Raw genomic sequence first — 13,553 nt, 5'->3', positions numbered from 1 at the left:
ATGAAAGGATGGAGCGAGAGGACCATGAATTACAAACGAATTGGTGTCATCGGCGGCGGCACAATGGGTCAAGGCATCAGTGAAATGCTGGCTGCTAAAGGGCTGGACGTGTTGCTCGTGGAGGAGACAGCCGATAAATTGGATCATGCATATAACATGATCGAGACGAGTCTGGAGAAACAGCTCGAGAAATGGGCGATCACAAAAGCGGAGAAGAAATTGATCTTATCCCGTATTCATAAAGTTACACACTTTGCCGAACTCGGTACCTGCGATATGGTGATCGAGACCATTTCGGAAGATTTGAATGCCAAAAAAGAGGTATTCAAGCAACTGGACCAAGTTTGTCCAAGCAACATTATTTTAGCAAGTAATACATCCACGCTGAGTTTGACCGAGATTGCCGGCGGAACGAAATATCCGGAGCGCGTCATCGGCATGCACTTTATTTATCCTGTTGCCAAAATCAATCTGGTGGAAATCATCCGCGGTCTGAAAACTTCGGATACGACGTTTGAAGAGACGAAGCGGTTCGTTGAAGAGGTCGTGGAGAAACGCGGCATCATGGTATACGAATCTCCGGGCTTTGTAACATCCCGGATTATTTGCGTTATGATCAATGAAGCGCTGCATGTACTGGGCGAAGGCGTTGCTTCCGCAGAAGAAATCGATGAAGCGATGCGCATGGGTTACCAATTCCAATACGGTCCGCTGGAAATGGCTGACCGCTTTGGTCTGGATTCGGTGCTGGCCGCTTTGGAACGGATGTTCCGCGAATTTGGTGAACTGAAATACCGTCCTTCCTTCGTGCTCAAGAAAATGGTCCGCGCCGGCAATTTGGGTGTTAAAACGGGCGAAGGCTTCTTTAAATACGATAAGGACGGTGATCGGCTGTGAAAGTGTTAGTTATTAATGCAGGAAGCTCCTCTTTGAAATATCAGCTGTACGATATGACGAATGAGTCCGTTTTGGCCAAAGGCCTGGTCGAACGGATTGGCATGGATTCCTCGATCCTGACCCACAAACCAACGGGTAAAGAAGAAGTGACGGAGGTCAGTGAAATTCTGGAGCATACGACGGCGATCCGTAAAGTGCTTGAGAAATTGACCGACAAAGAGCATGGCGTTCTGTCCTCGGTTGATGAGATTCAAGCGGTAGGTCACCGCGTCGTGCATGGCGGCGAAGCGTTTAAAGGTTCTGCTCTCGTTACGCCGGAAGTTAAAGCTGAAATCCGCCGCTTGTTTGATCTGGCGCCGCTTCATAACCCGCCGGCGATCATGGGGATCAATGCGTCTGAGGCGAATATGCCAGGCGTTCCAAACGTAGTGGCCTTTGATACGGCCTTCCATCAAACGATGGAAGAGAAGGTGTACTTGTACCCGATTCCGAAGGTATTGTACAAGAAGCATCGCATCCGCCGTTATGGCGCGCACGGCACTTCGCACCAATATGTCAGCCGTGTGGCAGCGGAATTTTTGAACCGTCCGATCGAAGAGCTGAAGATCATCACCTGCCACATCGGGAATGGAGCCAGCTTGACTGCGGTTAAAGGCGGAGTATCGGTGGATACCTCCATGGGTCTGACGCCTTTGGAAGGCTTGATGATGGGTACGCGCAGCGGTGACTTGGATCCAACGGTCGTTACCTTTGTGATGAATAAGGAAGAGCTGTCCATCAGCGAAGTGAACTCGATGCTGAACAAGCATAGCGGTCTGCTCGCCATCTCCGGCAGCAGCAGCGACATGCGGGACATTACAGACGGCTGGGAAGCCGGCAAACCCAATGAAACGCTGGCCTTTGAAATGTACGAATATCGCCTGCGCAAATACATCGGTGCGTATGCTGCGGCAATGAACGGGGTTGACGTCATCGTCTTTACGGCCGGCGTCGGCGAAAACTCGGCAATCGTCCGCGAGAAAACCTGTGAAAACCTCAGCTATTTGGGCGTTGAGCTGGACAAAGAACTGAACAAGGTTCGTTCCGGGGAACCACGCCGGATCTCGACTCCGAACTCCAAGGTTGAGGTTTTGGTCATCCCGACCAACGAAGAGCTGATGATTGCTCGCGATACGCTGCGGATCGTGCAGGAATCGAAGTAAAATACGGCGAATTTAAACCTTTGGGTTTTAAATATCGTTATCGTTAGAGGAGAGATATAAGCATGGCGGTCAAAACTGTGATTCGTCAAGTGAATGAGCATGTCGGGGAACAGGTCGTCATCGGCAGCTGGCTCAATAACAAACGCTCCAGCGGTAAAATTCAATTTTTGCAGCTTCGGGATGGCACGGGTTACATCCAAGCCGTTGTTGTAAAGAACGAAGTGTCCGAGGAAACTTGGAACAAGGCGAAGAGCTTGACCCAGGAATCCTCGATGTACGTAACGGGTGTGATTCGTGAGGAGCCGCGAAGCAAGTCCGGTTATGAAATGACGGTTTCCGACATTGAAATCATCCAATTGACCGAAAACTATCCGATTACGCCTAAAGAACACGGGGTCGATTTCTTGATGGACCATCGTCATCTGTGGCTTCGTTCCTCGAAGCAGCGGGCGATTATGGTCATTCGGGCTGAAATTATTCGCGCCGTGCAAGAGTTTTTCGATCAAAACGGGTTTACTTTGGTGGATCCGCCAATCCTCACGCCAACTTCAGCGGAAGGAACCACGAACCTGTTCCATACGAAATATTTTGACGAAGACGCCTATCTGACGCAAAGCGGCCAGCTCTACATGGAAGCTGCTGCGATGGCGTTAGGGAAAGTGTACTCCTTCGGACCGACGTTCCGTGCTGAGAAATCCAAGACGCGCCGCCATTTAATCGAGTTCTGGATGATCGAGCCGGAAATGGCCTTCACGGATCATGAGGAAAGCTTGAAGATTCAGGAGAACTTCATCACTCATGTGGTGCAATCGGTATTGAAAAACTGCCGGGCTGAGCTGGAAGCGGTAGGCCGCGACGTGTCCAAGCTGGAAGCAATCCAAGCGCCGTTCCCGCGGATCACGTATGACGAAGCGATCGAATACCTGCATTCGCAAGGCTTTGATATTCCTTGGGGTGAGGATTTCGGGGCGCCGCATGAAACGGCGATTGCCGAACGTTACGACAAGCCGGTATTTATCACCCATTATCCGGCGGGAATCAAGGCGTTCTATATGAAGCCGGATCCGAATCGTCCGGAGGTCGTGCTGTGCGCCGATATGATTGCTCCGGAAGGCTATGGGGAAATTATCGGCGGCTCGCAACGGATCGACGATCCGGTTCTGATGGAGGAACGCTTCAAGGAGCATAACCTGTCGCCGGAAACGTACCAATGGTACCTGGACCTGCGTAAATACGGCTCGGTGCCGCATTCCGGCTTCGGCCTCGGATTGGAGCGGACCGTTGCTTGGATCTGCGGTCTGGATCACGTACGTGAGACGATTCCGTTCCCGCGGATGCTGTACCGGTTGTATCCATAAGGCAACTAGTGAAAGGTGAGCTTGCTATGGCCATGAAAGAAGGCAACAACGCTTGGGCGAAGGGAATGGCTTTTGGGATGGAGGCGGGGATGGTGAACGTCCCTTACCCGCTGCTCGCCCATTACCGGAAGCTCCGTTTAAGCGATACGGAAGCGATGTTGCTGATCCAGCTACTGGCTTTCCAGCAAATCGAGCGTAACGATTTCCCGTCGATTGAACAGCTGGAATCACGGATGGACATGGCACCCGGAACGCTTGCCCCGGTCATTCGCGGTTTATTGAAGGAAGGCTGGATCAGCATCGACGAGACGGTTGATGAAGCAACCGGCATCCATTCGGAGCATTATAATTTGCACGGAATGTACGAGCGGTTGGGCGAGTGGCTGGCTGCGCAGCAACCGGCCGCGTCCGGCCGCAAGCCGGTAAAATCCGATCCTGAAGTTCGTGAGGAGCCGGAACGGAATCTATTTGTCATCTTCGAAAAAGAATTTGCCCGTCCGCTTTCGCCGATGGAATGCGAGACGATTTCCAGCTGGGTGGACCAGGACCGTTATCCGGAAGAACTGATCCGTTTGGCGCTGAAGGAAGCGGTATTCGCCGGAAAGGTCCATTTCCGGTACATTGACCGGATATTGCTGGAATGGAGCCGCAACCGCGTGCGTACAGCGGAGGACGTCAAAGCTTATACGCAACGCTTCCGCGGAGGGTTGCGATCATAGGGCGAAGTAATTGAGTGCCTTCTCCAAGAGGAGAGGGCACTCTTTTTTGTGGGGATCTTTTAGCCCTGAATCACAGCGATGACAAAGATTACCCAGCCCGCGAGGAAACTAACACCGCCTAGGGGCGTGATGGCGCCCAGCTTGCGGATGCCGGTCAAGCTCAAGGCATACAAACTGCCGGAGAACAGAATGATCCCGACAAGCAGGAGCCAACCGGCGAGGACGATTAGGCCTTCGCTCTCGAGCTGTGCTGCGGTAAGACCCAGCAGAATTAACCCGATTCCGTGGGCGATATGGTATTGGATGCCGGTCTGGTATGTTTTCTGCCGATCCTCGGTCAAGCGGTTTTTTAGGGCATGGGCGCCGAAGGCACCGAGTGCGACTGCGAGGAACATCATGATTCCGCCCAAAGTAAGCAGTAAAGTCATTTTGGATCAACACCTCCACCCAAATCTTACCGATTCCCCACAAGCTCGTCAATCGGGCGAAAAAACAAGCAGCGTGTTCATAGTGAACGCGCAGCTTGTTTTATGGAGGTAGCCCTCCTTATTTGGCCGGAAGCTCAATTTGGCCGTACCCAACCGTGGTGAACCAATCCTTGACCGTATCGAAGTCATTGGAGAAGGACAAGCACAAGAGCAGGAGAATTCGGGCATGAGCCGCATTCAGGTTGTCGCCGGCGATAATACCTTCACCGCTGGAATAGTTGCTGCCCGAGCCGGTCCGGGTCGTCGTAACGAACACGACGCCTTTCTCGATGGCGGCTTTACGCTCCTCGGTCATGGCCTTCGAGATGCCGCCTGCCCCGGTGCCAGCCGTAACGATGCCTTTGGCTCCATTGGCGACAAATCCGCTGATCGCACCTGCACCTGCATCTTGATAGGAGTAGGCGATTTCGACCTTCGCCAAGTCCTTTTTGCTGATTTTGCTCAGATCAAACGGAGTTGCCCAATCTGCAGCGGATTTCAGAGCGCGGAATGGTGCGCGGTAAACGCGGATTGTTTTTTCGTCGATATATCCAAGAGCCCCAATTTCCGGAGTCACGAACGTATCGGTACGGTAGGAGTTCGTTTTCGTAACTTCGCGGGCGGCATGGAATTCGTCGTTCAGCATGACGACGGTGCCGAAATATTTCGTCTTGCCGCTCGCCGCCAACTTAATCGCATTATAGAGGTTGGCTGGAGCATCCGTCCCGATCACTGTCCAAGGCCGCATAGAACCTGTGACAACGACCGGTTTTGGACTGCGTACGGTCAGATCTAGGAAGTAGGCGATTTCTTCCATCGTATCCGTACCGGTTGTAACCACTACCCCATCTTGCGTTTTGAGTGCTTCATCTACTTTCAAAGAAAGATCATATAATTGCTCGATCGTATAGGCGCTGGAACCAGAGTTACCGAATTGATAAGTAGAAACTTCAGCGATTTGATCTTTATTTGGGAGGGAGGCTACCAGATCGGCAATCGGCAGCGAGCCGGCTCGATAGGTTTGGAAGCTCGTTTCATCCGTGGATTGCCCGGCAAGCGTGCCGCCGGTGGCGATGACCTGTACTTTCGGCAGCTTCTTTACAACTTCGGTCGCGGTAACGGTACCTGTCACCGTTTCGGCTGCAGAAGCTGGAGAGAGATATAAATTGGGGAGCAGTGCGGTCACGGCGAGGCCGGTAACTAATAAGGTCTTCAAACTTCGAGATGTCCACTTCTTCATTCCATCAACCTCCAAGATGTTTTTTTAGTTAACGATATGTAATTAAACCTGACGCAAAATTCGTTAACTTGAGAGAAATTATAGTTTGATGTCATGTATATTGACAAACGAGTTGAAAGGCGAATAAAACGCTTAAACCTATGAATATCAAGCATTTACACTTTCTATGTTGATCACGACAGTTGTTTTAAAATATTTAAAATATCCAAATTCAATGTAATATTTTATGACATTTATTTCATTTTCGGTAGTTTGTAGCACTTTTGCGGGTTCAAACGTTTTTTCAAATAGTGTGCAGGGGCAGGGCGGACAACCGTCGTCAATATGTTGGGAGGAGGGGAGAGTTATTGATGAAAGATCGTTTGTTCTAAGATTTCAGCAGGGAGATCGCAGCGTCTTTCCGTGGCTGGTCCAGGAATATGGGACCTATGTGTACCGGGTAGCCTATTCGGTGCTACATGATGCGAAGGAAGCGGAGGATGCTGCGCAGGAAACCTTCCTGCAAATCTATAAATCTCTCCCGGAGTATCGCTCTCAAGGTCTCAAGACCTGGATGACCCGGATCGCCGTCAACAAGTCGATCGACATCAAGCGGAAGAGGGACCGGCGCAAGGAAGAGCATTGGGACCCGGCGGATCTGGACCTGCACGCAACGGATTCGGATGAAGGCAACTTGTTTGGGTTAATCGATGCCGAGCGGACGGTGGAGGTCCGTCAAAGAATTGCTGCGCTTCCGGCGGGGCATCGCCAGATCGTCACGAAATTTTACCTGGAAGGCAAAAGTCATGAGCAAATCGCCGCAGAGTTAGGAGTGGCGGTGAAAACGGTGGAATCGAAGCTGTACCGGGCAAGGGCCTATATTCGCGAGCACTGGTCAAGGGAGGATTGGGGATGAGCCAACAAAACCCAGAGAATTTGGCGTTATGGCGCAGTTATATATGCGGCGAACTGGATGCGAACACGGAGTCGCGCTTGGAAGCCTTGCTGCAAGGGGATGAGGCGGCCTTTACCGCTTATGCTGCTGCACTATCCTCCTTGGAAAGCGAGCTTCCGGGACCAAAGGATGAAGAAGCCTATCGGCAATCGATCATAGAGCAGCTTCCGCATGCAAGGGAGAGTAAGGCGCGAACCAGCAGCCGCAGAACCTGGAGTCGCCATCCGCTGCTGCACTATGTGATTGCGGCGACATTGACAGCGTTGCTGCTTGGCAGCGGTGTTTTCGATCATATCGCGGTAACGAGCAATCAACTGATGAATCGTCCGAATTCATCCTCCCTGAGCGAACGGATGATGAAGGCGACAACCGGCTGGCTTGACGGCTGGCAACGATAACAAATCAATATTTCATAGGAATGATAGAGGAAAGGAAGAGAACATATGCCGTATGAGCGAAATCGACTGCTAGCTTTACTGTTAAACTTCATCCCCGGTGTGGGGCATCTCTACTGGGGCAAAAAAGGAAGGGGAATCACGTACCCGATCCTGTTCTTCGGCGGGATATTTTTTGGATTCGCCGTTTCAATCGCCGCGCATAGCGATGACCTCGCCATACTCACGCTGATCGCCGCCGCCATCTTATGGCTGTTCTCGATGTTTGATCTACTGATCATCATGCTTCGAGAAACGCCGGAGGAACGGGCTTACCGGGAGCATGTTCGGCAGATGACCGGCGAAGGAAGAGAGTCGGAGAAATTCTTTACCATTCTGCTGTCGTTTGTGCCAGGCTTGGGCCATTTTCAGCTGGGACTCATGCAGCGGGGGCTTTCATTTTTGATCGCCTTTTTCGGCTTGATCACGATGATGTTCTTTGTGACTGGAATTACGCATGAATCGGTATTTTTACTGTTCCTTGGTTTGTTGCCGATCATTTGGCTGTACAGCATGTTCGACGCAGTGCAGCTGGTGCACCGAAAATTGGCGGGTGAGCCGCTTGTTGACCAAACCCCCTTTGACGATTGGGAGGCCGGCCGAATTGAGGGGCGGCGCAGCAAGGTGCTGGCGACGATGCTGTCTGCATTTCCTGGGGCAGGTCAAATGTACCTCGGGCTGCAGAAACGCGGCCTGCAGATGATGGCCCTGTTTCTGGGCAGCTTTTACGTCATTGACGTGCTGCGGTTATCGGTGTTTTTATTCATCATCCCGATCATCTGGTTCTATTGCTTCTTTGACGGCCTGCAGCAGACGAGCCGGTACGGTATCTTGCCGATGGAGGATCGGCCGCTCATGGAAACCCGCGGCGAATACCAGCATTGGCTTGGTATTGCGCTTATTCTGCTAGGAATCTATTTCGTTGGGATGGAACTGATCGTTCCGATACTGGATACCCATTTCCCTGAGCTTCACATCTATTCTCGAATTGAAAAATACCTCCGGCCCACGATCGTCGCCGTCCTGCTGATCGGCGGGGGAATCAAACTGCTCGCCCGGCCGAAACGGCGGAATATGCTTTGGAGCGACGAGGAAATCTAACACTTAGATGACGATATGAGAGGTGACAGCTTCACGGCTAAGCCTCTCTATTTTATTTCTGGGGGCGATATTTGCTACAATGCTGGGAGTGGGATTGCTAGAATAAGGAGAAACGTTATGTTCAAAATCTATATTGCGGAAGACGACAAGCCGCTTGTAGATCTGCTGGATGTCAACCTGCCGAAATACGACGGCTACTATTGGTGTCACCAGATCCGCAACTTATCGACCTGTCCAATCGTGTTCTTGTCGGCACGTGAAGGGAAGATGGACCAGGTGATGGCAGCTGAAGGTCCGCGAGATCGGCGTTACACAGCATGTCGCCATCCCCGAGAATCTAACGATCACCGCCGGCGATCGGGAGGGTTCGTTCTCCGGGCTGGTGGTCAGTGATGCCTTGTTGGAACGGCGCATGGCGGCTTCGGCGGAGGAGGGCGGAGGGGTGCGTATGGACCGGTTCACCGGGTTTTACGTGGATGCTCCGGAGATCACCCGCGGTCTGGCGAACTTGCGCGGATCATTTCCCGCCAGGCGGGACTGTTGTTCTTCGTGCCGATGGCGCTGGCCATTATTCATAGCCTGTTTGCGTTTAAGGCCATGCAAAACTTGTTTAACTTCTCTGTCGCTTGGCAGACGGTGTTGATCTTGGCTAGCTTTTTGCTGGTGCAAGTGGTCTGCTTCTTCTTTATTCGGTCCCGATACTTACGCAACGTCAAAAAAGCGATTCGCTAAAATACTGGAGGTACAACGTGGAGAACTGGATTACAGACTTTATGGAGAGGTTTGGCTATTTTGGCGTCTTCCTGCTGATTGCCCTGGAAAACGTATTTCCCCCGATTCCGTCAGAGGTGATCTTAACATTTGGCGGATTTATGACCACCTATACGAGCTTAACGCCGGCAGGGGTTGTCGTCTTCTCGACGCTGGGTTCGGTGTTTGGCGCCGTGATCCTGTACGGGATCGGATATCTGGTGAACGTTGACCGATTGGAAGGGTGGATCGATCGTTACGGCAGGTTCTTGCGCCTGAAAAAAGAAGACGTCCGCCGCGCGGATGCCTGGTTTGATCGGTATGGCTATCGGACGGTGCTGTTCTGCCGGATGGTCCCGCTGATTCGCAGCTTGATCTCCATCCCTGCCGGCATGTCGAAAATGAAATTTGGCCTGTTCTTGCTGTTCACCACGATCGGGACGCTCATTTGGAACGTGGCGCTTGTCTTGCTTGGTGCAGCGGTAGGGGGTTCCTGGTCAGAAATCGTCGCCTTTATGGACGTGTATTCCCACATCGCCTATGCGGTTATTGCTTTAGGTGTGCTGTTGGTGGGCTTTCTCTGGCTGCGCCGGAGAAAAAAGGAGCAAAGCGGCAACATCAAAATAGAGAGATAAGGAGAAACCTAGGAAATGAACTTGTTGGAACTCATAAAAGCGATTATTCTTGGCCTGGTGGAGGGACTCACGGAGTTTGCGCCGGTGTCCTCCACAGGGCATATGATCATTGTGGATGATATGTGGCTGAAAACCGGGGAGTTGCTCGGTTCAAAGTATGTGGCGAACACGTTTAAAGTCGTGATTCAACTCGGCTCGATTTTAGCCGTCCTGGTCGTGTTCCGCAACCGATTTATCGATTTGCTGGGGCTGTCGCGCTGGATGCCGGGGAGGGCCAAAGGGGCAGCAACAGCCGGACAGGGCGGACCACGGTTGAAGCTGATGCAGGTGATTGTTGGGTTGATTCCTGCCGGAATTCTTGGCGTGTTGTTTGAGGATTTTATCGATGAGCACCTGTTTTCCACCGCAACGGTGTTGATTGGACTGGTGATTGGGGCGCTGCTGATGATCGCCGCCGACCGGTTCGCGCCAAAGCGCGCAAGCGTGGAGACCGTCGACCAAATTACGTACAGGCAGGCGCTGGGGATCGGGTTGTTCCAATGTCTGTCGATCTGGCCGGGCTTCTCCCGTTCGGGTTCGACGATTTCCGGCGGGGTGCTGCTTGGTTTGAGTCACCGGGCGGCGGCCGATTTCACCTTTATCATGGCTGTTCCCATCATGGCCGGGGCCAGCTTGATTTCACTGGTGAAGAACCTGGAATACTTTACGATCGATGCGCTGCCGTTCTTTGTAGTCGGTTTTATCAGCGCCTTCGTGTTTGCGTTGTTGGCGATCCGGTTTTTCCTGAAGCTGATCGACCGCATCAAGCTGGTGCCGTTTGCGGTGTACCGCATTTTGCTGGCGCTTGTGATCTGGGTTGTTTATTTCTAAGTTGTATGCAAAAAACAAGAGATGCTGCCATCTAGCAGCATCTCTTTTATGTTTGTTTGGGCTTAGCCGCAAGCACAGTTCAGCACCGGCTTCCGGGCGGCGCCGGTTTCGTCCAGGCGCGTCACCGGGGTGGTGTGCGGGGCGCTCCGCAGCATTTCCGGATTCGTTTCGGCTTCCTTCGCGATGGCGATCATGACGTCGATAAAGCCGTCCAGCGTTTCCTTGCTTTCGGTTTCCGTCGGCTCAATCATAATGCATTCCTCTACGTTCAGCGGGAAGTAGATGGTTGGCGGATGATAGCCGAAATCCAGCAGCCGCTTGGCGACGTCCAGCGTGCGGATGCCGTATTTCGCCAGCCCGCTGCCGGACATCACGAATTCGTGCTTGCACAGTTGATCCGGGTACGGCAGCTCGTAATAAGGCGCTAAACGCTTCATCATATAGTTGGCGTTTAACACGGCATTTTCCGAGACTTGGCGGAGTCCATCGGGACCTAAGCTGCGGATGTACGCATACGCGCGGACGAGGATACCAAAGTTGCCGTAAGAAGCTTTCACCCGGCCAATCGAGCTGGCCGATCCGCTCGTGGCGCCACCTGCTGCCTCTTCGGAACGTGCGCCGCGGATGGTATACCGTCCGGATTCGTCTTTGACGATCCTCGGTTCAGGCAGAAACGGAATCAGCCGCTCCTTGACGCCAACTGGACCGGCGCCCGGACCACCGCCGCCATGCGGGGTGCTCATCGTTTTGTGCAGGTTGAGGTGCACCACGTCAAAGCCCATGTCGCCGGGGCGGGCGATCCCCATGATGGCGTTGGAGTTCGCGCCGTCATAATACAGCAATCCGCCGGCTTCGTGCACGATGTCGGCGATCTCCAGGATCTGTTCCTCGAACAAGCCCAGCGTGTTCGGGTTGGTGAGCATCAGCGCAGCCGTGTCCTCGCCAACGGCAGCGCGCAGCGCGTCCAGGTCCACCATGCCGCGCTTGGTGGAAGGGATGGTCACCGTCTCGAAGCCGGCGACCGAGGCGCTGGCCGGGTTCGTGCCGTGCGAAGAGTCCGGCACGATCACCTTGGTGCGTTTCTCGCCGCGGCTTTCGTGGTAGGCGCGGATCATCATCAAGCCGGTCCATTCACCATGGGCTCCAGCCGCCGGCTGCAGCGTCACCGCGTCCATGCCGGTGAGTCCGGCCAAATCCTGCTGCAGGCGGTACATCAGCTCGAGTGCCCCTTGTACGCTTTCCTCCGGCTGGTAAGGATGGATTTTCGCCAAACCGGGGTAACGCGCGACGTCCTCATTGACCTTCGGATTGTACTTCATCGTACAGGAGCCCAGCGGATAAAAGCCGTTGTCCACCCCGAAATTCCGGCGGGACAACGCGGTATAATGCCGAATCACGTCCACCTCGTAAACTTCGGGAAAAGCGAGGCCTTCGCTCCGCAGCATGCCCTGCGGCACGAGATCTTCCTTCGGGACGGTCGGAACGTCGCATTCCGGCAGAGAATAGCCGATCCGCCCAGGGCGGCTGCGCTCAAAAATCAACAGTTCATCGGATTTCGTCGTCTCTTTTATTTCGAGCATATTGATTCCTCCAGTACGCGGGCGAATTGGTCAATTTCTGCTTTGCTGCGCTTCTCCGTCACGGCGATCAGCAGATGGCCGGCGAGTTCGGGATAGCTGCGTCCCAGATCGTACCCGCCGATAAACCCGGCGGCAAGCAGATCCCGCTGCAACTGAGCCGGGTCGGTGCCCTCCGGCAGCCGAAGCACAAACTCGTTGAAGAACGGCGACTCAAAAGCGGCGCTTACGCCAGGGATGGCGGTGAACACCTGTTTGGCATAATGGCTTTTCTGCAAATTCAGCTCCGCAACTTCGGCCATTCCTTGCTTGCCCATCACGGATAAGTAGACAGAGGCAGCCAAGGCAAGCAGGGCCTGGTTGGAGCAGATGTTGGAGGTTGCTTTCTCGCGGCGGATATGCTGCTCACGGGCTTGCAGTGTCAAGACGAACCCGCGCTTGCCGTTGCGATCGGTGGTCTGCCCGACGATCCGGCCGGGGATCCGGCGCATATGCGCTTCCGATACGGCGAAGAAACCGCAGGTTGGTCCGCCGAAGGAAGGAGCCAGCCCCAGTGGCTGGGCGTCGCCAACGACGATGTCGGCTCCAAGCTTGCCCGGCGCTTCCAGCAAGCCAAGTGCGAGCGGATTACTGCTGACGATCAGCAAGCTCCCTTGGGCATGGGCCAGTTCGCCGATGGCACGAAGATCCTCCAGGGAGCCAAAGAAGTTCGGGTTCTGGATCAAGACGGCAGCGGTGTCCTTGGTGACGGCCGCAGCAAGCGCCTCACGATCAATTACGCCTTGCTCCCAGCCAACCTCAACGATCTCCAGATTCAGACCGTGAGCGTAGGTGGCGAGCACCTCGCGTGCTTCCGGATGGACGGTGCGGGAGACGACAAGCTGTTTGCGTCTGGTGGCAGCCGCGGCCAGGTTGCCGGCTTCGGCTAAAGCGGTAGCTCCGTCGTACATGCTGGCATTGGCGACCTTCAGTCCGGTCAGCTCGCAGATGTACGACTGGAATTCGAAAATCGCCTGCAGCTCGCCTTGGCTAATTTCCGGCTGATACGGCGTGTACGCGGTATAAAATTCCGAACGGGACACGACGTGCTGAATGACGGAAGGAATGTGATGGTCATAAATCCCGGCACCAAGAAAGCTGGTGAATCGGTCGGTGTCGGCATTACGACCGGCAAGTTCTGCTAAGTGGCGGGTCAGCGCGTATTCGTCTAAACGAGGGGATACCGGGAGTTCACCTTGAATGCGAATGCTCTCCGGAATGTCCTTGAACAGCTCTTGGACGGAGCTTGCGCCGATCGTTTGCAGCATTTCCGCTTGGTCTTGTTCGGTTAACGGCAAATAACGATGTTTTAGCATCTGATTTCGTGTTC

General features: G+C 53.7%; 14 protein-coding genes and 1 pseudogene. 11 read left to right on the top strand and 4 right to left on the bottom strand.

Annotated elements, in window-relative coordinates:
• Positions 1–24 precede the first annotated feature (24 nt).
• The 4 genes from NSQ80_RS11900 (at position 25) to NSQ80_RS11885 (ending at position 4,176) form a co-directional block, all read left to right on the top strand.
• A complete protein-coding gene (locus NSQ80_RS11900; RefSeq protein WP_260070805.1) occupies positions 25–897 on the top strand; it encodes a 3-hydroxyacyl-CoA dehydrogenase NAD-binding domain-containing protein in 873 nt (290 codons plus the stop codon).
• A complete protein-coding gene (locus NSQ80_RS11895; protein WP_009226966.1) occupies positions 894–2,099 on the top strand; it encodes an acetate kinase in 1,206 nt (401 codons plus the stop codon). The genes NSQ80_RS11900 and NSQ80_RS11895 overlap by 4 nt, the downstream gene beginning before the upstream one ends.
• Positions 2,100–2,161: 62 nt before the next feature.
• Positions 2,162–3,457 (top strand): asparagine--tRNA ligase, encoded by a 1,296-nt coding sequence (gene asnS / locus NSQ80_RS11890; RefSeq protein ID WP_009226965.1) that lies wholly within the window; start codon positions 2,162–2,164, stop codon positions 3,455–3,457.
• 26 nt (positions 3,458–3,483) lie between these two features.
• The gene (locus NSQ80_RS11885) at positions 3,484–4,176 is read left to right on the top strand and encodes a DnaD domain-containing protein (RefSeq protein WP_339299170.1); all 693 of its coding nucleotides are present in this window, start codon (positions 3,484–3,486) and stop codon (positions 4,174–4,176) included.
• Positions 4,177–4,235: 59 nt separating this feature from the next.
• On the opposite strand, the gene NSQ80_RS11880 is transcribed toward NSQ80_RS11885, so the two are convergent.
• Both NSQ80_RS11880 and NSQ80_RS11875 read right to left on the bottom strand, forming a co-directional pair.
• Positions 4,236–4,604 carry a DUF423 domain-containing protein gene (locus NSQ80_RS11880; RefSeq protein ID WP_009226963.1) on the bottom strand — a complete coding sequence of 123 codons (369 nt, stop codon included), beginning with the start codon at positions 4,602–4,604 and terminating at the stop codon, positions 4,236–4,238.
• Positions 4,605–4,722: 118 nt separating this feature from the next.
• A complete protein-coding gene (locus NSQ80_RS11875; RefSeq protein WP_009225898.1) occupies positions 4,723–5,883 on the bottom strand; it encodes an asparaginase in 1,161 nt (386 codons plus the stop codon).
• 430 nt (positions 5,884–6,313) lie between these two features.
• Here NSQ80_RS11875 and NSQ80_RS11870 point away from each other — a divergent pair, with 430 nt between their 5' ends.
• From NSQ80_RS11870 to NSQ80_RS11840, 7 genes and pseudogenes are all read left to right on the top strand, one after another.
• Positions 6,314–6,778 carry an RNA polymerase sigma factor gene (locus NSQ80_RS11870; protein WP_036645861.1) on the top strand — a complete coding sequence of 155 codons (465 nt, stop codon included), beginning with the start codon at positions 6,314–6,316 and terminating at the stop codon, positions 6,776–6,778.
• Positions 6,775–7,215, top strand: coding sequence for a hypothetical protein (locus NSQ80_RS11865; protein WP_009225900.1), 441 nt, complete (start codon positions 6,775–6,777; stop codon positions 7,213–7,215). Before NSQ80_RS11870 ends, NSQ80_RS11865 begins: the two co-directional genes overlap by 4 nt.
• 45 nt (positions 7,216–7,260) lie before the next feature.
• Complete coding sequence (locus NSQ80_RS11860; protein ID WP_339299163.1) at positions 7,261–8,352, top strand: hypothetical protein; 1,092 nt, start codon at positions 7,261–7,263, stop codon at positions 8,350–8,352.
• A gap of 117 nt (positions 8,353–8,469) precedes the next feature.
• Positions 8,470–8,643: pseudogene (locus NSQ80_RS11855) on the top strand (DNA-binding response regulator); the annotation flags it as partial.
• Positions 8,644–8,901: 258 nt separating this feature from the next.
• Positions 8,902–9,084 (top strand): ABC transporter permease, encoded by a 183-nt coding sequence (locus NSQ80_RS11850; protein WP_339302170.1) that lies wholly within the window; start codon positions 8,902–8,904, stop codon positions 9,082–9,084.
• A 17-nt stretch (positions 9,085–9,101) separates the two neighbouring features.
• Entirely contained in the window at positions 9,102–9,737 is a 636-nt protein-coding gene (locus NSQ80_RS11845) for a DedA family protein (protein ID WP_009225904.1), read from the top strand.
• Positions 9,738–9,752: 15 nt separating this feature from the next.
• Positions 9,753–10,607, top strand: a complete 855-nt coding sequence (locus NSQ80_RS11840; RefSeq protein WP_009225905.1) for an undecaprenyl-diphosphate phosphatase — start codon at positions 9,753–9,755, stop codon at positions 10,605–10,607.
• A gap of 62 nt (positions 10,608–10,669) precedes the next feature.
• Here NSQ80_RS11840 and gcvPB read toward each other — a convergent pair whose 3' ends face one another.
• Both gcvPB and gcvPA read right to left on the bottom strand, forming a co-directional pair.
• A complete protein-coding gene (gene gcvPB, locus NSQ80_RS11835; RefSeq protein WP_339299160.1) occupies positions 10,670–12,187 on the bottom strand; it encodes an aminomethyl-transferring glycine dehydrogenase subunit GcvPB in 1,518 nt (505 codons plus the stop codon).
• Positions 12,175–13,539: an aminomethyl-transferring glycine dehydrogenase subunit GcvPA gene (gene gcvPA / locus NSQ80_RS11830; RefSeq protein WP_260070810.1), complete on the bottom strand. Its 1,365-nt coding sequence runs from the start codon at positions 13,537–13,539 to the stop codon at positions 12,175–12,177. The genes gcvPB and gcvPA overlap by 13 nt, the downstream gene beginning before the upstream one ends.
• Between the last annotated feature and the right edge of the window lie 14 nt (positions 13,540–13,553).

This window comes from Paenibacillus sp. FSL K6-2441, from assembly GCF_037964765.1.
Classification (GTDB): Bacteria; Bacillota; Bacilli; order Paenibacillales; family Paenibacillaceae; genus Fontibacillus; species Fontibacillus phoenicis.
This window is presented reverse-complemented; position numbering and strand designations above follow the sequence as displayed.